At 69.5% G+C, this 17,484-nt stretch carries 16 protein-coding genes; 10 read left to right on the top strand and 6 right to left on the bottom strand.

From position 1 onward, the window contains the following. Window position 1: 1 nt before the first annotated feature. The 3 genes from IU476_RS36530 to IU476_RS32970 are packed head-to-tail and all read right to left on the bottom strand — an operon-like array spanning window position 2 to window position 2,663. Window positions 2–649 (bottom strand): PIG-L deacetylase family protein, encoded by a 648-nt coding sequence (locus IU476_RS36530; protein ID WP_324194518.1) that lies wholly within the window; start codon window positions 647–649, stop codon window positions 2–4. Next, entirely contained in the window at window positions 643–1,428 is a 786-nt protein-coding gene (locus IU476_RS36535; RefSeq protein ID WP_228824702.1) for a glycosyltransferase family protein, read from the bottom strand. The genes IU476_RS36530 and IU476_RS36535 overlap by 7 nt, the downstream gene beginning before the upstream one ends. Then, entirely contained in the window at window positions 1,425–2,663 is a 1,239-nt protein-coding gene (locus tag IU476_RS32970; protein WP_195106238.1) for a methyltransferase domain-containing protein, read from the bottom strand. Before IU476_RS32970 ends, IU476_RS36535 begins: the two co-directional genes overlap by 4 nt. 496 nt (window positions 2,664–3,159) lie before the next feature. Between IU476_RS32970 and IU476_RS32975 the strand changes: the two genes are divergently transcribed. From IU476_RS32975 to IU476_RS32985, 3 genes are all read left to right on the top strand, one after another. Next, complete coding sequence (locus IU476_RS32975) at window positions 3,160–4,647, top strand: sugar transferase (RefSeq protein WP_195106239.1); 1,488 nt, start codon at window positions 3,160–3,162, stop codon at window positions 4,645–4,647. A 124-nt stretch (window positions 4,648–4,771) separates the two neighbouring features. Next, on the top strand, window positions 4,772–5,998 hold the full coding sequence (locus IU476_RS32980) for a cytochrome P450 (protein WP_195106240.1): 1,227 nt from the start codon (window positions 4,772–4,774) through the stop codon (window positions 5,996–5,998). A 55-nt stretch (window positions 5,999–6,053) separates the two neighbouring features. After that, entirely contained in the window at window positions 6,054–6,776 is a 723-nt protein-coding gene (locus IU476_RS32985) for a TetR/AcrR family transcriptional regulator (RefSeq protein ID WP_195106241.1), read from the top strand. A gap of 20 nt (window positions 6,777–6,796) precedes the next feature. Here IU476_RS32985 and IU476_RS32990 read toward each other — a convergent pair whose 3' ends face one another. Next, window positions 6,797–8,242, bottom strand: a complete 1,446-nt coding sequence (locus IU476_RS32990; protein ID WP_438944099.1) for a threonine/serine exporter family protein — start codon at window positions 8,240–8,242, stop codon at window positions 6,797–6,799. A gap of 590 nt (window positions 8,243–8,832) precedes the next feature. On the opposite strand from IU476_RS32990, the gene IU476_RS32995 reads away from it, so the two are divergent. Both IU476_RS32995 and IU476_RS33000 read left to right on the top strand, forming a co-directional pair. Continuing rightward, entirely contained in the window at window positions 8,833–10,761 is a 1,929-nt protein-coding gene (locus IU476_RS32995) for an acyl-CoA dehydrogenase family protein (protein ID WP_195106242.1), read from the top strand. 28 nt (window positions 10,762–10,789) lie between these two features. Further along, window positions 10,790–11,404 carry a phosphatase PAP2 family protein gene (locus tag IU476_RS33000; RefSeq protein WP_195106243.1) on the top strand — a complete coding sequence of 205 codons (615 nt, stop codon included), beginning with the start codon at window positions 10,790–10,792 and terminating at the stop codon, window positions 11,402–11,404. Here the strand turns inward: IU476_RS33000 and IU476_RS33005 are convergent. Next, complete coding sequence (locus tag IU476_RS33005) at window positions 11,385–12,266, bottom strand: nuclease-related domain-containing protein (protein WP_324194520.1); 882 nt, start codon at window positions 12,264–12,266, stop codon at window positions 11,385–11,387. The two genes, IU476_RS33000 and IU476_RS33005, sit on opposite strands and share 20 nt — an antisense overlap. Window positions 12,267–12,390: 124 nt before the next feature. Continuing rightward, the gene (locus tag IU476_RS33010) at window positions 12,391–14,085 is read right to left on the bottom strand and encodes a GMC oxidoreductase (RefSeq protein WP_195106245.1); all 1,695 of its coding nucleotides are present in this window, start codon (window positions 14,083–14,085) and stop codon (window positions 12,391–12,393) included. 148 nt (window positions 14,086–14,233) lie between these two features. Here IU476_RS33010 and IU476_RS33015 point away from each other — a divergent pair, with 148 nt between their 5' ends. From IU476_RS33015 to IU476_RS33035, 5 genes are all read left to right on the top strand, one after another. Continuing rightward, window positions 14,234–14,863 (top strand): CDP-alcohol phosphatidyltransferase family protein, encoded by a 630-nt coding sequence (locus tag IU476_RS33015; protein WP_195106246.1) that lies wholly within the window; start codon window positions 14,234–14,236, stop codon window positions 14,861–14,863. Window positions 14,864–14,905: 42 nt separating this feature from the next. Further along, window positions 14,906–15,304, top strand: a complete 399-nt coding sequence (gene gcvH, locus IU476_RS33020; protein ID WP_195106247.1) for a glycine cleavage system protein GcvH — start codon at window positions 14,906–14,908, stop codon at window positions 15,302–15,304. Window positions 15,305–15,482: 178 nt separating this feature from the next. Beyond that, window positions 15,483–15,959: an oxoglutarate dehydrogenase inhibitor Odhl gene (odhI, locus tag IU476_RS33025; RefSeq protein ID WP_195106248.1), complete on the top strand. Its 477-nt coding sequence runs from the start codon at window positions 15,483–15,485 to the stop codon at window positions 15,957–15,959. A gap of 49 nt (window positions 15,960–16,008) precedes the next feature. Further along, window positions 16,009–16,785: a transcriptional regulator FtsR gene (ftsR, locus tag IU476_RS33030; RefSeq protein WP_195106249.1), complete on the top strand. Its 777-nt coding sequence runs from the start codon at window positions 16,009–16,011 to the stop codon at window positions 16,783–16,785. 78 nt (window positions 16,786–16,863) lie between these two features. Further along, the gene (locus tag IU476_RS33035) at window positions 16,864–17,337 is read left to right on the top strand and encodes a bifunctional nuclease family protein (protein ID WP_195106250.1); all 474 of its coding nucleotides are present in this window, start codon (window positions 16,864–16,866) and stop codon (window positions 17,335–17,337) included. The last annotated feature ends 147 nt before the right edge of the window (window positions 17,338–17,484 follow it).

The raw sequence follows: 17,484 nt of genomic DNA on the forward strand, positions 1-17,484 counted from the left end.
GTCAGATCCCTCCGAAGACGACGGTGGCCTTGTCGACGACGAATCCCTCGGCGTGCGCGGCGCGGCACTGCACCCCGCGCAGCCGGGACAGCCCGAGGAACGCGTGTTCGTCGAACCAGTCCCGATCCCGTTGCGAGGGATAGTGTTTGACGAGCAGCTCGGCCTTGCGCCGGGCCAGCTCGGGCGACAGCGGCACGTACATCGTCGGGCGCGGCGTGTCGGTCTCCCATTTGAGAATCTCGTAGCCCAGCACCAGGTGGTCGCGGAACTCGGTGGGCGCCAGCTCGGCGAGCAGCCGGTGGTCCTGGTGGGCGTCACCGCGCTGCGGCGCGAACACCAGATCGGGCTCGCCGCCGCGGCGCAGCCGCGCGACCGCGGACTTCACCGACTCCCAGTGCGCCGGGATGTGCCCGTCGGGCAGATCCAGGACGGTCACGTCGAGGTCGGCGCCGGGGCAGAAGGAGGCCAGCGCGGCCCGCTCCTCGTCCGCGCGCCCGCCACCGCCGCCGCACAGCACCAGCGCCCGAACCCGCAGTCCCGCAATGGATTCCGAGAGCGTGAGCAGCGTGCCGCCGGCGCCGAGGGCCAGGTCGTCGCAGTGTGCGGCCAGCAGCGCGATCTCCCGCACCCGCGCGGTCAGCCTCAGCACGGCACGCTCCGCTCCCAGACCATCCAGGGCCGGTTGCCGTCGTGGTAGGCGGCGTCGAGTTCGGCCCGCTCCTTGAACGTGTCGGCCGGTTTCCAGAAGCCGTGGTGCTGGTAGCCCAGCAGCCGGCCCTGACCGGCGAGCGTGCCGCAGGCGTGCTCGACCAGGTCGCCGCCGGGTGGCAGCAGGTCCAGCACCTCCTGACTCAGCACGAAGTAGCCGCCGTTCTCCCAGATCGGCAGCCGCGACACCGGGGTGATCCGCTCGACCGCGCCCGCGGCGTCGACGTCGACGCAGTGGAACGACGACTGCGGCGGCACGATCATCATCGACGCGGCGGCGCCCGCGGCCACGCATTTGTCGATCATCTCGTCCAGCGGGGCATCGGTCAGCACGTCGGCGTAGTTGGCCAGGAAGTACCGCTCCCCGGCGAGGTACGGGCGGACCCGCCGCAGCCGTTCGCCGATCGCCGAGTCCACGCCGGTGTCCACGAAGGTGATGGTCCAGTCGCTGATGTCGGAGGCCAGCAACTCCACCTGCCCCGAGCGGATGACGAAGTCGTTGGAGGCCGACTCCTCGTAGGTGAGGAAATAGTTCTTGATGTGGGTGGCGCCGTACCCCAGGCACAGGATGAAGTCCGTGTGCCCGAAGTGCGCGTAGTAGCGCATGACGTGCCAGATGAGCGGACGCGGGCCGACCATCTGCATGGGCTTGGGCACCGGATCACCGGTGCCGCCGCGCATACGCATGCCGTAACCGCCACAGAACAGGACAACTTTCATTTCCGGCCCCCGGAAAAATCGGCGTGATGCAGGACGGGCAGCGGATACACCAGATCCGCGCCCCAGTCGCCGATGTGCCGCAGCTGTGCGGTGATCTCGGCTTCCAGATTCCACGGCAGCGCCAGCACCACATCGGGCCGGTCGGCGTCGATACGCTCGGGCGGGTGGATCGGGATCCGGGTGCCCGGGGTGTAGCGGCCGTGTTTGTACGGATTGCGATCGACGGTGTAGGACAACAGGTCCGGGCGGATGCCGCAGTAGTTCAGCAGCGTGTTGCCCTTGCCCGGCGCCCCGTACCCGACCACGCTGCGGCCCGACCGGCGACAGTCCAGCAGGAATCGCAGCAGTTCGTGGCGCACCTGTTCGGCGCGCGTGCGCAGCGCGGAATAGCCTGCCGCGCAATGGAGATCGGCCTCGCGCTCGACGGCCAGCACCTCGTCGACCCGCCGCGTCGGCGTGGCGACCGGCGTGGGCCGCGCCCAGATCCGCAGTGAACCGCCGTGGGTCGGCAGCAGTTCCACGTCGACCACGGTCAGCCCGGCGGTGGCCAGCGCGTGCTGCGCCGAGAGCACCGTGTAGTACTGGAAATGCTCGTGGTAGATGGTGTCGAACTGGCCGAGCCGCACCAGGTTCAGGGCGTGGTGCACCTCGATCGACAGCCAGCCGTCGTCGGCGAGCAGCTCGCGCAGCGACCGGGTGAAGCCGAGCAGATCCGGCACGTGCGCGTAGACGTTGTTGGCCACCACCAGATCCGCGGGGCCGTACTCCGAGCGCACCTTCGCCGCGAGTTCCTCGTCGAGGAAGGCCGTCACCGTGGGCACGCCCCGCTCGCGGGCCGCCGCCCCGACGTTGACCGAGGGCTCGATGCCCACGCAGCCCACTCCCGCGGCGACCGCGTGCCGCAGCAGGTAGCCGTCGTTGCTCGCGACCTCGACGATCAGCGACCGCGGGCCCAGCTCCAGATCGCGAATCGCTTGCGTCACAAAGGTTTCGGCGTGCCGTACCCAGCTGTCGGAGTAGGAGGAGAAGTACGCGTACTCGGTGAAGGTCTCCGCCGGGGTGATCAACGCCGGGATCTGCAGCAGCAGGCACGCCTCGCACAGGCGTAGATGCAGCGGGTAGGTCGGTTCGGGGAGATCCAGCTCCGCGGCGGTCAGAAACTTCTCGCAGGGTGGTGTCGCGCCCAGATCGAGCACGCTGACCAACCGGCTGGATTCACACAGGCGGCAACGCACGAAGAATTCCCCACCTCTCGCCGGGACCGGGAACCCGGCGAGTGTGCCGGGACAACCAACAGGTCGGCGTCGACGATCCTTACGTTACAACAGGATTCCCGACCGTCACGGGGGTCGCGAGGGACCTCTGGAAGTGATTTTCGGTCGGTTTTACACCCCCATGCCGTGGAGTATTCCCGGAGCTACCGCACGAACCTTGCAAATCAAGGGCTCTGCGGTATTGGCTTGTCCGCCATGGCATTTCTATCAGGCTGTTCGAGATCGCCGGGGCGGCAGGGGAATTGTAAAAAGTACCAGTCGTTATGTTCGTAGCTATTGCCCAGAAACCTTGTGGCGCAAGAAATCGGTGTGCGCGTGTCGAAGATCGTGCCGGTAACATTCCCGGACAGGTCGGCGACACACCGTCGAACCCCTCGGTGGCCACGGTGTGGAATCGCTGGGGGTCGGTCAGTGGGGATCGAAGCCGAGTTCTCCCGTGGGGGAGGTGTATTCATTCATGAGTTTCGAACTGCGTTCCGGTGCGCTCACGCGCGCTCCGGGAACCGCACGCTCCGAACGCGAGCGCTGGCAGGCGGAATACGCACGCCGGCTGTGGGCCGGGGACGTGCTCGTGGTGTGCCTGGCGGTCGCGGCCGCGCAGGTGGTCCGCTTCGGCGGGCCCGTCGATCCGCCGCTGGCCAGCACGCTGCCGCTGGAAGTGCGCTACACGGCGGTCTCACTGCTGCTGGTGCTGGTGTGGTCGGCCTTCCTGGCCGCCGCCGGCACCCGCTCGCCGCGCGTAATCGGCAGCGGCACAGAGGAATACCGCCGACTCGTGGCCGCGACGCTGCGACTGTTCGGAGTGATCGCCATCCTGTCGCTGATCTTCCGATTCGACATCGCGCGCGGCTACCTCGCGATCGCGCTGCCGCTCGGGCTCGCGGGCCTGATGGTGCAGCGGCGGCTGTGGCGGCGCTGGGTCGCCGAGCACCGCATGGCCGGCCGCTGCGGCATCCGGGTGCTGGTGGTCGGCAGCCGCGGCGCGGCGGCGGCGATGGTCGCGGCGTTCTGGCGCGACCCGCAGTCCGGCCACAGCGTGGTCGGCGTCTGCACCCCGGACGGGGACGTGCCCGATCTCGAGGTCGCCGGACGCACGGTTCCCGTTGTGGGAGACGACCGTTCGGTGCTCGAGGCGGTGCGGGCCACGGGCGCGGACACCGTCGCGGTGACCGCGACCGACAACCTCGGCCCCGCCGACTTCCGGCACCTGGCCTGGGAGCTGGACGCGCCGGGCGTGGAGCTGATCGTGGCGCCGGGCCTGGTCGACATCGCCGGCACCCGGCTCACCCACCGGCTGGTCGCGGACATGCCGATGCTGCACGTGGAGAAGCCGCAGTACGACCGCGCCAAATCGGTCGGCAAGGCGGTGTTCGACTTCTGCTTCGCCGCGGGCGCGCTGCTGGCCATCGCGCCGGTGCTGGTGGCGATCGCCTGCGCGGTGAAGTTCACCAGCCCCGGGCCGGTGTTCTATCGCTCCGAGCGCATCGGCCGCGACGGAAAACCCTTCCGGATGACCAAGTTCCGCAGCATGTACGTCGACGCCGACGCGCACGTCGCCGAGCTGATCGCGGCCGCCGGGGGCAACCCGCTGTTCTTCAAGATGCGCGACGACCCCCGGGTCACCCCGGTGGGCCGGCTGATCCGCCGCTACTCGCTCGACGAGCTGCCGCAGTTCTTCAACGTGCTGCACGGCGATATGAGCGTGGTGGGCCCGCGCCCGCAGGTGCGCCGCGAGGTCGACAGCTACGACGGCATGATGCGGCGGCGGTTGCTGGTGAAACCCGGGGTGACAGGGCTGTGGCAGGTCAGCGGCCGCTCGGACCTGTCGGTCGAGGACGCCATGCGGATGGATCTGTCGTACGTGGAGAACTGGTCGATGGTGCTCGACCTGCTGCTGATCGCCCGGACCATCGGCGCGGTGACCCGCGGTGACGGCGCCTACTGAGGCGTGGCCGCGGCCTCCGCGCCGGGGCGGCCGGAACGGTCAGTGAACATCATTTAGTAAAGGATGTTCACAAAACGAGTGTGGTGTGGTTCACTCCTGTGGAACGTGTTCCAAAGGAGGTACCGTGTCAGCCCCGTCCATCTCGCACGACTTCGACTTCACCGATCCCGACCTGCTGTCCACGCGCCTGCCCGTGGCGGAGTGGGCGGAGCTGCGTCGCGCCGCCCCGGTCTGGTGGGTGGACCAGCCCGCCGGCGTCAGCGGGTTCGACGACGGCGGCTACTGGGTCGTCAGCAAGCTCGACCACATCAAGGAGATCTCCAAGAACTCCGAGGTGTACTCCACCCACGAGAACACCGCGGTGATCCGCTTCAACGGCGACATCACCCGCGAGGAGATCGAGATCCAGCGCGCCATGCTGGTCAACACCGACCCGCCCGCGCACGACAAGCTGCGCCGCATCATCTCCCGCGGCTTCACCCCGCGCGCGGTGCAGACCCTGCGCGAGGCGCTGGTCGAGCGCGCCGAGCGAATCGTCCACGAGGCCAAGAAGACCGGCGGCGGCGACTTCGTGCAGCAGGTGGCGGCCGAGCTGCCGCTGCAGGCCATCGCGGAACTGCTCGGCGTGCCGCAGGAGGACCGCGGCAAGCTGTTCGACTGGTCCAACCAGATGATGGGCTACGACGACCCGCAGTACCAGGACACCTACCGGATGGCCAACGCCGAGGTGATGGGGTACGCCTGGAACCTGTCCGAACAGCGGCGCAAGTGCCCGGCCGACGACATCGTCAGCCAGCTCGTCACCGCGGACGTCGACGGCGAGGCGCTGGGTTCCGAGGAATTCGCGTGGTTCGTCATCCTGCTGGCGGTGGCCGGCAACGAGACCACCCGCAACGCCACCACGCACGGCATGAAGGCGTTCATCGACTTCCCCGAGCAGTGGGAGCTGTACAAGGCCGAGCGGCCGCGCACCGCGCCGGACGAGATCGTGCGGTGGGCCACCCCGGTGATCGCGTTCCAGCGAACCACCCTGCAGGACACCGAGATCGGTGGCCAGCCCATCAAGAAGGGCCAGCGGGTCGGCCTGTTCTACGCCTCGGCCAACTTCGACGAGGAGCACTTCCACAAGCCGTTCGAGTTCGACGTGCTGCGAAACCCCAACCCGCACGTGGGATTCGGCGGCACCGGCACGCACTACTGCGTCGGCGCCAACCTGGCGCGACTGCAGCTGGACCTGATCTTCAACGCGATCGCCGACGCGATGCCGAACCTGCGCGAGATCTCCGAGCCGGTGCGGCTACGCTCGGGCTGGTTGAACGGAATCAAGAGCTGGCAGGTCGCATACGAATGAGCGGCCGGGCCCGGTGAGCGCGCGCCGGGCCCGCTCGTTCGTCGAGGGGTAGCAGATGAATCAACCCGCACGTCGGGGCCGGATGCCCGCGGTGAGCGACGCCGACATCCGGCGGGTGGCCAGAACGCTTCTGGTGGAACAGGGTCCGGAGGCGGTGACCCTGCGCGCCATCGCCCGCGAGCTGGGGATCACCGCGCCGGCGCTGTACCGGTACTACTCCTCGCGCGACGATCTGGTCGCGGCGCTGCGCAGCGACATCTGCGCGGACCTCGCCGCCGAACTCGCCACCCAGGTGGCGGCGCTGCCCGACGACGGCGTGGTGCAATTGTTCGCCATCTGCAAGGGATTCCGGCACTGGGCGCTGGCGCACGCCCGGGAGTTCACCCTGGTGTTCGCCTCGCCCACCGGCGACGTGCCCAGTGCCATGCGGCAATTCGACGAGCCGTTCGGCCGCATCTTCCTGCAGGCGGCCGGGCGGCTGCTCACCACCTACGACATCGTCACGCCCGCAACCGATGTCATCCCCGACGCGCTGCGCGAGGACCTGATCGGCTTCCAGACCGAACTGCTCGCGGTGCTCGCCGAATCCGGTCAGAAGTTCCCCGCCGAGAAACTCGACCTCGGCGTCACCTACCTCATGATCACGTTCTGGGCCCGGCTCTACGGCCACGTGACCCTCGAGGTCTTCGGCAACTATCCGATCCCGGTGCGCGACTCCGACGCGCTCTTCGACGCCACCCTGGCCGACCTCGCCCGCACCATCGGCCTCGCCGCCTGAGCGCGCACCCCGGCGCGGGCTCAGTTCACCGTGTCGAGGACCGGCCGCCGAATGCCCTGGAACCGCCGCAGGATTCGGGGCTGGCGCAGGAAGCGGGCCATCCATTCGCCGAGGGTGACACCGGCGGCGAGCGCGCAGGCGACACCGAACGCGGCGAGCATCTGGTTCAGGCCCAGCAGCTGCTGGTCGTTGAGCAGGGCCGCGAGGCCGCGATAGACCTTGAGACCCGGTAGCAGCGGCGTGATGCCGGCGACCGCGACGACCAGCGGCGGGGTGAGGGCGCGGCGGGCCATCAGACCACCGGCCAGGCCGACGACCGTCGCGGCCACGCCGGAGGACACCACCGGGCCGAAGTCGGCGTACTGCACGAACAGGTAGCAGACCGTGGCCGCCATACCGCTGATCGCCGCGGCGGCGAGCGCCCGCCGCTCCGCGTAGCAGGCCAGCGCGAACGCCAGCGAGGCCACGGCGCCCGCGATCAGCTTCACCGGCAGATTGGTGATGTCGTAGGACGACGACGACATATCTATATGGGGCGAGGACGCGTTCAGCAGCTCCGCCGCCCGCAGCGCGAGCGCCACCCCGGCGATGATGCCGCCCGTCATGACGAGCAGTTCCAGCAGGCGGGCCGCGGCGGTGATGGGCGCGCCGGTGATGGCGTCCTCAACCGAGCCGACCAGACTCAACCCACTGAGCAGCACGGTGATCCCGGCCGCCACGATCAGCGACGAATTCGCCTCGATCCGGCCGCCGAAGGTGTTCAGCAGGATCGCCGGGACCGTGGCGATCGCGCCGCCCATCATGTGCTGGAAGAAGAACGGCAGCCCGTGCCGGTTCAGGTAGCGGTTGGTGCGGTCGATGGCCGCGGTGGCGAGGAAGCTGATCGAGGCCAGCAGCACGCCGCCGCCGAGCAGCATCGCGATCGCGGCCGCCATGAGCGACCACCCGAACGTCGCGACCCAGCGGTTGTACGGGTGCGGCGCGGTGGTGATCTCCTCGAGCGCGGCCAGCGCCTCCTCCGGCGGCACCAGCTCGCGGCGGATGCGGCGGGTGAGCCGGTCGACGGCGGCCAGCCGGGTGAAGTCCAGCGAGCGGTAGTTCACGATGCGCATGGTGCTGGCCGGCGGCAGGGTGGGGCCGCGGTCGGCCGAGATGCGGATCGAGTTGTAGGTGACGTCGATGTCGCACTGGGACAGGCCGTACGTGGCGGCGATGAACTCGACCTGGGTCATGGTGTCGGTCACGCCGGTGCCCGACGCCAGCACCACCTCGCCCACGCGCTCGGCCAGATCGAGCACCTGGGTGACGCGGGCGTCGTCGGTGAGGTCGATCGGCTGCAGCGGCGCGGGCGCCTGCACCACCGCGTCGACGGTGGCGCGGCGCTCGGCCACCAGCCGGTCCACGGCCTTGGTGAGGATGCGCCGCAGCCCCGCCGACCGCGGGTGCGGCGGCGCGTCACGGATCACTTCCGTATCGACCTCTTCACTCACACCCTGCAAGGTAGATGCTGGTCCGCGATCCGTCAGCTTCCGCCGAGGGCACCGGGATCACGGTCCGGACACGGTCCGATCGGTCTGTTCGCGGAATTCGCAGGTCGAACGTGGTATAGGGGGCAACGGCCCGATGCCGGGGCGGTTACGAGTGTGGCGAATTCGGCATTACATCGATGTTGCGCGGCGGGTGTCCGCGGCCGAAACCGACCGGTTGCCGTGCTCGCGCGGTGGCGCGGATCGGGGCGGCCCGGTGCGGTGCCGCCCGGTCCCGGTGTGGCGGAAGGCGAAGGCCGACAACGTCTTCGGCGCGGGCACGCACGGGCGGCCCGCGGGGCGGTGGCGGATAGCGGTCCGGCCGCCGGGCCGGTGCGGCCGCAGTCTTAGGCTGCGGGCCGATCCCGTCGCCGGGCACGGTCGGGAGCCTGAGCGAACACTCGGCATCCCGCACGCGGCGGCGGCTCGCGGGACCGCGAACCGCGCGATGCGGTGGTGCGTCGGGTGACGCCGGGGTGTCGTAGGTTACGGAACGGATTAAGCCGTCGCGGGGCGGCTATCGTCGGGTCATGGGCACTGAGAACTCGACCGCGGACCTGCTACGGGCGGCCTTGGACGGCCCCTGGCGAGACATTCGCGAGCAGGCGCGCGAGCAGCTGGCCGACGACCGCCTGTTCGGCGACCCGTACCTCGACCACCACGCGGCACGGGCGCGGGTGCTCGAGCAGATGCGGCTGATCGCCCAATACGGTTATGCCGAAAAGGGTTTCCGGCTCGAGAACGGCGGCTCCGGCGACCCGGGCGGCGCGGTGACGGGTCTGGAGATGCTCGCCTACACCGACCTGTCGCTGTGGGTGAAGGCCGGCGTGCAGTGGGGCCTGTTCGGCGGCGCGGTGGAGAACCTCGGCACCGAACGCCACCGCGACATCGTGAAGCGGCTGCTGTCGCTGGACCTGCTGGGCTGCTTCGCGATGACCGAGTCCGGGCACGGCAGCGACGTGGCCAGCCTCGAGACCACCGCCACCTACGACCCGGCGACGCAGGAATTCGTGGTGCACAGTCCCACCGAGTCCGCGCGCAAGGACTACATCGGCGGCGCGGCCGAGCACGCCCGGATGGCCGCGGTGTTCGCCCAGCTGATCACCGGCGGCGAGAGCAAGGGCGTGCACTGCTTCCTGGTGCCCATCCGCGACGAGCAGGGTGCGGACCTGCCCGGCGTCACCACCTCCGACTGCGGCCTCAAGGGCGGGCTGCCCGGCGTCGACAACGGCCGGATCGTGTTCGACCACGTGCGGATCCCGCGCGAGAACCTGCTGAACCGCTACGCCGACGTCGCGCCGGACGGCACCTACGAGTCCGAGATCGAGAACCCGAGCCGCCGCTTCTTCACCACGCTCGGCACGCTCGTGCGCGGCCGGATCAGCGTCGGCGGCGCGGCCGCGGCGGGCGCGCGGGTGGCCCTGAGCATCGCGCTGCGCTACGCCGACCGCCGCCGCCAGTTCGACGACCCCGACAGCGGCGAAGAGGTCTTGCTGCTGGACTACCGTAGCCACCAGCGCCGGCTGCTGCCGCACGTGGCGCGGGCGTTCGCGCTGTCGTTCGCGCAGAACGACCTGGTGCGGCGCATGCACGCGATCCAGACCGGCCAGGACCTGAACCCGAGCGCGCAGCGGGCGCTGGAGAAGCGCGCGGCCGGGCTGAAGGTGGCGCAGACCCGCCACGCCACCCGCGCCATCCAGGAGTGCCGCGAATGTTGCGGCGGCGCAGGCTATCTCACCGAGAACCGGCTGGTCACCCTGAAGGCCGACACCGACGTGTTCACCACCTTCGAGGGCGACAACGTGGTGCTCACCCAGCTGGTGGCCAAGGAACTGCTCACCGCCTACGCCGACGAGGTGCGCGACCTCGACGCGCTCGGCTGGGTGCGCTTCGCCGCCACCATGGGCCGCGACGTGGTGCGGCAGGGCACCGGCGTGCGCCAGCTCATCCAGCGCCTGCGCGACCGCTCCGACAACGGCGTGGACGACGGCGACCTGGCCCGCCGCTCGGTGCAGTTGCAACTGTTCGCCGACCGCGAGGACTACCTGGTGCGCACGGCCGCGCACCGGTTGCAGGCGCGTGCCAAGGAGACCGGGCCGTTCGAGGCGTTCAACAACGCGCAGGACCACATCCTGGCCGCGGGCGAGGCGCACATCGACCGCCTGGTGCTGGAGGCGTTCATCGAGGGCATCGCCGGCATCGACGACCCGGACGCCCGCGACCTCGCCGAGACGGTCTGCGACCTGTTCGTCTACTCCTCCCTCGAGCAGAACCAGGCGTGGTACATCATGCACCGGTTCATGTCGGTGGAACGCGCCAAGGCGGTCCGCCGCGGCGTCAACGAACTCGTCGACCGCCTCCGCCCCCACGCCGCCACCCTCGTCGAGGCCCTCGGCGTCCCGGAGTCCATGCTGCACGCCACCATGCTCGACGACGCCAGCAGCCACCAGGGAGTCTGAGCCGGGATCGTCTCGCTATCGTCTAGCGGTGAATCGACTGCTCGTTGGTGACCCGCGGCGGGTCGCGCTGCCCGCGACCGTCGCGCTCGGTGCGCTCGTCACCGTGCTGCTACCCCTGACCTTCCCCGCCGGCGGCGGGCCGACGGCGGCGGATCGGGGCGTGGGGGAGTGGATAAGCGCGGTGCTCGGTGCGCATCCCGGGGTCTTCGATGCGCTGGTGATTCCGAGCAATGCCTATATTCTGCTGCCGTTGCTGGTGGTCGGCGTGGTGCTGTACGCGGGGCGCGGGGACTGGTGGAGCGCCGGGTTTCTGCTTCTCGCACCCGAACTCGCGGTGGCGGTCAACACCTGGGTGCTGAAACCGTTGTGGGAGCGGCCGTTACAGGACTATCTGGCCTATCCCAGCGGGCACACGGTGCACTTCGTCGCGGTCGCAACGGCTTTCGTGCTACTGGCGGCCGACGGCCGGGTGCGGGCCGCGCAGGTGACGGTGGCGGTCGTGCTGCTGGCGGGCGTGGCGATCGGCATGATCGGGCTGGGCTACCACTACCTCACCGACGTCCTCGGCGGGACGGCGGCCGCGATCACGCTGGTCACCGCGCTGTTCGCGGGGTGGGAACGGGTCAGGCGGGACCGTAGCTGAGCACCAGCGAGATCACGAACCACAACACCCAGGCGAAGGCGATGAGCATGCCCAGAGCCAGGGTGACGCGCAGGAACGCGCGGCCGAAATCGACCCGCTCGGCCTCCTTCGGATACAGCTTCCACGGGCTGTACCAGGGCATGGTGATCGCCAGCGGCCCGGCGTAGGCCTGCTCGGCTTGGGCCTTCTCCTCCAGATACGCCTCGGCCTGCGCCTGCTGCGGGCCGCCGTACCAGAGCGTGATGTCCACCGGCCCGCCGAAACCCTCGTGCTCGAGGTCCTGCGGGGCGGGCAGATACGGCAGGATGCCCAGGCCGCGGAAGGTCAGCGCGATATCGGTGGGCGTCCACTGCGCGCGCCCCTGCGAGGCGAGCGTGTTCAGGTAGTCGGCCAGGCGGCGCGGATCGTCGCCCAGCACCACCTCGAAGCTGGGATCGCTCCACAGCTGCCGGATCCGCAGGTCCGACCCGTTCTGCGGCACCACCAGCACGACCCCGCTCACCACCCGCTGACCCAGCCCGCGCTCGGCCAGCCAGCTCTGTAGCGCGTAGGTGTGGTCACGGGACTTGTCCAGCGGCGTGCGACGGTCCCCGCCCTCCAGCGTGACGACCTGGTTGCCGACCCGCCACGGGCCGTTCAGCGGCACCTCCAACTCGCCGCTGGCCTGCTCGGCCAGGGCCTCCGCCTCGATGACCACGCAGCTGGTCGGCGTCCAGACCACCGCGTCGAACTGGTGCAGCCGGTCGTTGTGGAACAGGCTGCAGTTCACCGTGGCCACGCCGTGCGGGTCACCCGGACCCTTCCAGGTGCGCAGCCAGTCGACCAGCGTCCGCTCGGCCACCGTGCCGGCGGCATTCTGCACTCGCACGAGCATTGGCGATCAGCCCTTCCCGTCGACACCCGTACCGAAAGCATAAGGGCCCGCGCGGGTTCGAGTGGGGATCCGCCGCCGCGTGTGGGCATATCGACACCGGCGGCGGCGTCGCTCAGGCCGTCGGCACCGCCGGGCCCGCCGGGGTGATCGGCAGCCGCAGCGCGCCCGGCGCCCAGTCCGGGACGGTCGGCCGCACCGGCGGCACGGGCCGGATGCGGCGGTACGGCCGCCCCAGCGGCGGGCGCGGATCGGCCTCACCCTTGTTGGGCCAGAACGCCATCGCGCGCTCGGCCTGCGCGGTGATGGTCAGCGACGGGTTCACGCCCAGGTTCGCCGTCACCGCGGAACCGTCGGCCACGTGCAGCCCCGGATGCCCGAAGACCCGCTGGTAGGGGTCCACCACGCCGTCCTCGGGGCCCTCGCCGATCACGCAGCCGCCGATGTAGTGCGCGGTCGCCGGGATGTTGAACACATCCATCACCAGCCCCTGCACATCGCCGTTCACCTTCTCGCCGAACCGCCGCCCGACCTCGTGCGCCAGCGGGATCCACGTCGGATTCGGTTGTCCCGTACCCTGTTTCGTCTTCAGCCGGCCCCAGCGCCGGAACGAGGTGAGCGAGTTGTCCAGCGACTGCATCACCAGCAGGATCACCGACTTCTCCGACGCGTGCCGGGCATTGAGGCTGCGCAGGAACACCATCGGCTGGGTGACCATCGCCAGCAGGAACCGCAGGAACCGGAACGCGCCGCCGTCGACGATCGGCGCGGACAGCGGGAACAGCGCGTTCTGGCCCTTGCCGTAGTGGCACACCTCGACGTGGGTGTCGGGTTCGGGATGGATGGAGGAGGTGATCGCGATGCCCTCGGCGAAGTCGGACCGGTCGCGGCTCACCACGTTGAGGATGGCCTCGGAATTGCTGCGCGTCAGCTCGCCCAGTCGCGGCGAGAGGTTCGGCAGCACCTTCTCGTCGCGCATCCGGTGCAGCAGCTTCTGGGTGCCCAGCGCGGCGGCCGCGAACACCACCTGCTCGGCGGTGAAGGTCTTGCGCTGCTTGCGAACCCAGCGATCGGAGCGCTCGGTCTCGATGGCGTAGCCGCCGCCGAGCATCGGCCGCACCTTGGTCGCGGTGGTCAGCTCGAAGACCTTCGCTCCGGCCTGCTCGGCCAGGTAGAGGTAGTTGGTGGGGGTGGTGTTCTTGGCGTTGTGCGGGCAGCCGGTGAAGCAGCGCGCGCAGTGCACGCAGCCGCTGCGGCGCGGGCCCACGCCGCCGAAGTAGGGGTCGTCGACCTCGGTGCCCGGATCGGGCTCGTTGAAGAAGACGCCGACGTTGGTGGCGTGGAAGGTGTCGAGGACGCCCATGTCGTCGGCGATCGAGCGGATCACCTCGTCGGCCGGCGTCATGCGCGGGTTCGGCGCCACCCCGAGCATGCGCTTCGCCTGGTCGTAGTACGGGGCCAGCTCGGATCTCCAGTCGGTGATGTGCGCCCACTGCCGGTCGCGGTAGAACGCGGGTAGCGGCTCGTACAGGGTGTTGCCGTAGATCAGCGACCCGCCGCCCACGCCGGCGGCGGAGAACACCGCGCACTTGCCGAGCACGCTGATCCGCTGCGGCCCGGTCAGGCCCAGCCGCGGCGCCCAGATCGATTTGCGCACATTCCAATTCGTCTTCGGGATGGCCTCGGCCGGCCAGCGGCGGCCGGATTCGAGCACGGCCACCCGGTAGCCCTTCTCGGTCAGCCGCAGCGCGCTCACGCTCCCGCCGAATCCGGAGCCGATCACCACCACGTCGTAGTCGAAGTCGGGCATGTCTTCCTCTCCATCCACCGCACCGCAATGAAACGATCCGCGACTCATTCTTTCACCCGTCGCGGCTGCCCCGGAACATATCCTGCCCGCCCCGCCGCCCCGGCGCGCCCGTATGGCGCTGTTGTGCCGTTTCGGGTAAGCAACAGCTGTGACGAGCGAACCTCCGGCCCCCGCGACCGACGGCCGCGCGGACCGGATCCTCACCGTGCCGAACGCGCTGAGCGTGCTGCGGTTGATCGGCGTCCCGGTGCTGCTGTGGCTGCTGCTGGTCGAGCACGCCGACGGCTGGGCGTTCGCGCTGCTGGTCGCCAGCGGCTTCACCGACTTCCTCGACGGCAAGCTGGCCCGGCTGCTGGACCAGTACTCGCGGCTGGGCGCGCTGCTGGACCCGTTCGTCGACCGGCTGTACCTGGTGGCCACCGTGCTGGGCCTGCTGGTGCGCGGCATCCTGCCGTGGCCGTTCGTCGCGGCGCTGATCGGGCGTGATGTGATCCTGGCCGCGGTGCTGCCGATCTACCGCCGCCGCGGGCTGCCCCCGCCCGAGGTGATCTACCTGGGCAAGGCGGCCACCTTCGCGCTGATGTCGGCGCTGCCGTGGCTGCTCGCCGGGGAAATGGATTGGCCCCTGGCAGGTTTCGGCCGGGCCTTCGGGTGGGCACTGTTGATCTGGGGTACGGCGGTCTACCTCTGGACCGGTGTCCTGTACCTCGGCAAGGCGCTGGCGGTGTCCCGGGCGATACCGGCGGTGCGGCCGGCAACCCGCGAGCCGATACAGTGATCACGACGCCGGAGAGAGGACGCCCGTGAAAGGACTGCACCTGTGACCGACCTTCCCGAGGATTTGCGGTACACCGAGGAGCACGAATGGGTCCTGCGGGTCGGTCCGACCCGGGTGCGCGTGGGCATCACCGACTACGCCCAGTCACAGCTCGGTGACGTGGTGTTCGTGCAGCTGCCCGCGGTCGACAGCGAGGTCGCGGCGGGCGAGGGCATCGCGGAGGTGGAGTCGACCAAGAGCGTGTCCGACATCTACGCCCCGCTGGGCGCGAAAGTCGTTGCGGTGAACGGAGATCTGGACTCCACGCCGGAGACGCTGAACAGCGATCCGTACGGGGAGGGCTGGATGTTCGAACTGGAGGTCGCGGACGCCGCGACACTGGACGCGACACTCGGTGAACTGCTCGATGCCGCAGGTTATCAAGGAGTTATCGGGGGCTGAAGCGGCCTTCACAGTTCTACCTGCACGGGATCGCCCTGGCAGGGTACGGTCAATGCCAACAGAAGTGCCGGCGGCCGGTGCCGGAATCTCCAAGGGCGCGACAGCCGGTCGCGACGGGTGACGGGGTACGGCAGCGGGATTGCCGGTACGGATAAACGGTTCGAGGAGGAGAGCAAGGGTGAGCGAGAACAAAGACCCGGGTTACGGGGAGAGCGCGGCCGAGACCACATCGGTGTTCCGCGCTGACTTCCTCAACGAGGTCGACGCGTCGCGCTCCGGTGAGCAAACCGGCGACCAGCCGGTGCAAGGGGTCGAGGGTCTGCCTCCGGGTGCCGCCCTGCTGGTGGTCAAGCGCGGCCCGAACGCGGGTTCGCGGTTCCTGCTGGACCAGCCCACCACCTCGGCTGGGCGCCACCCCGACAGCGACATCTTTCTCGACGATGTCACCGTCTCCCGCCGCCACGCGGAGTTCCGCCAGGACGACGACACCTTCCAGGTCGTCGACGTGGGCAGCCTGAACGGCACCTACGTCAACCGCGAGCCGGTGGACTCCTCGGAACTGCAGAACGGCGACGAGGTCCAGATCGGCAAGTTCCGGCTGGTGTTCCTGACCGGTCCGCGTCCCGCACAGAGCGACTCCGCGGGCGCGCTATAGCGAATCGGCCACCGACATGACAGGCGCAGCGCAGTGGACACGCGGAGGGATGTCGATCGGCTCCGTGCTGGACCTGCTGCGTCCGGACTTCCCGGACATCACCATCTCGAAGATCCGCTTCCTCGAATCCGAGGGACTGATCAGCCCGGAGCGCACGCCCTCGGGTTATCGCCGGTTCTCCGTCGCCGACGTGGAGCGGCTGAGGTTCGTCCTCACCGCCCAGCGCGACCAGTACCTGCCGCTGAAGGTGATCAAGGAGCAGTTGGAGGCGATCGACAGCGGCGCCGCGACGCTCGGGGTGCGCGAGGCGCGCGCCCGGGCGGCCGACGGCGCCGGTGGAGCGATCTCGGGGCGTGCGCCCGAGGCCGCGCCCACGTCCGGTAGTCCGACTCCGCCCCGGAGGCTCGGTGTGGTTCCCGGTGAGGTGTCGCCCGAAGAGTTGCGGTTCGACCACGAAATCCGCATCACCCGAACCGATCTGCTCGCGCAGGCCGGTATCGAGGAGAAGTTCCTCGCCGAACTGATCCGCGCCAACCTGATCACCCCCGGTGCGGCCGGTTTCTTCGACACCGAGGCGGTGACGCTCGCGCGCACCGCCAAGGCGCTGAGCGAATTCGGCTTGGAGGCGCGCCATCTGCGCGCGTTCAAATTGGCAGCCGATCGGGAGGCGGCGATGGTCGCTCAGATCGCCGCGCCGATCGCCAAGGGCCGCGACGCCGACGCGCGCGCCCGCGCGGAGGAGACGGTACGAGAGCTGGCGGCGCTGTCGCTGACGCTGCACACCAGCCTCGTGAAGACTGCGGTGCGCGCCGCACTCGGTAGCTGAATTCTTCGCCTAGACTCGGTGATACGGCCGACCCCATCGTGCCCGTGGGGAGGGTCGGCGAGCATGGGAGGCAGTGCGATGAGTGAAATGCGTGTGATCGGCATCCGTGTCGAGCAGCCCCAGAATCAGCCCGTGCTGTTGCTCCGCGAGGTGGACGGCGATCGGTACCTACCGATCTGGATCGGGCAGGCGGAGGCGACGGCGATCGTCCTCGAGCAGGAGGGCGTCACCCCCATCCGCCCGCTGACCCACGATCTGATCAAGATCCTCATCCACGAACTCGGGCACACCCTCAAGGAGGTCCGGATCGTGGATCTGCAGGAGGGCACGTTCTACGCCGATCTGGTGTTCGAGAACGACCTGCGCATCTCGGCGCGGCCGTCGGACTCGGTCGCGATCGCGCTGCGGGTGGGTTGCCCGATCCATGCCGAGGAGCCGGTGCTCGAGGAGGCCGGGCTGGTGATGCCCGACGAGCGCGAGGACGAGGTGGAGAAGTTCAAGGAGTTCCTGGAGTCGGTGTCGCCGGACGATTTCAAGGCCACCGACAGCTGATCGCCCGCGCGGGACATCGCGCCGGTCATCGATGTGATTTAACCCTCAGGTAGAGGTCGAGAAACACGCCGCACACGAAGCTTGGTCCGGTGCCGCTGCTGCCGGGACAATCGAGGGAGTAGCCTCGACAGTTAGGCCGTTGTTCGC

Origin of the sequence: Nocardia blacklockiae (assembly GCF_015477355.1) — a bacterium.
In the GTDB taxonomy this organism is placed as follows: domain Bacteria; phylum Actinomycetota; class Actinomycetes; order Mycobacteriales; family Mycobacteriaceae; genus Nocardia; species Nocardia blacklockiae.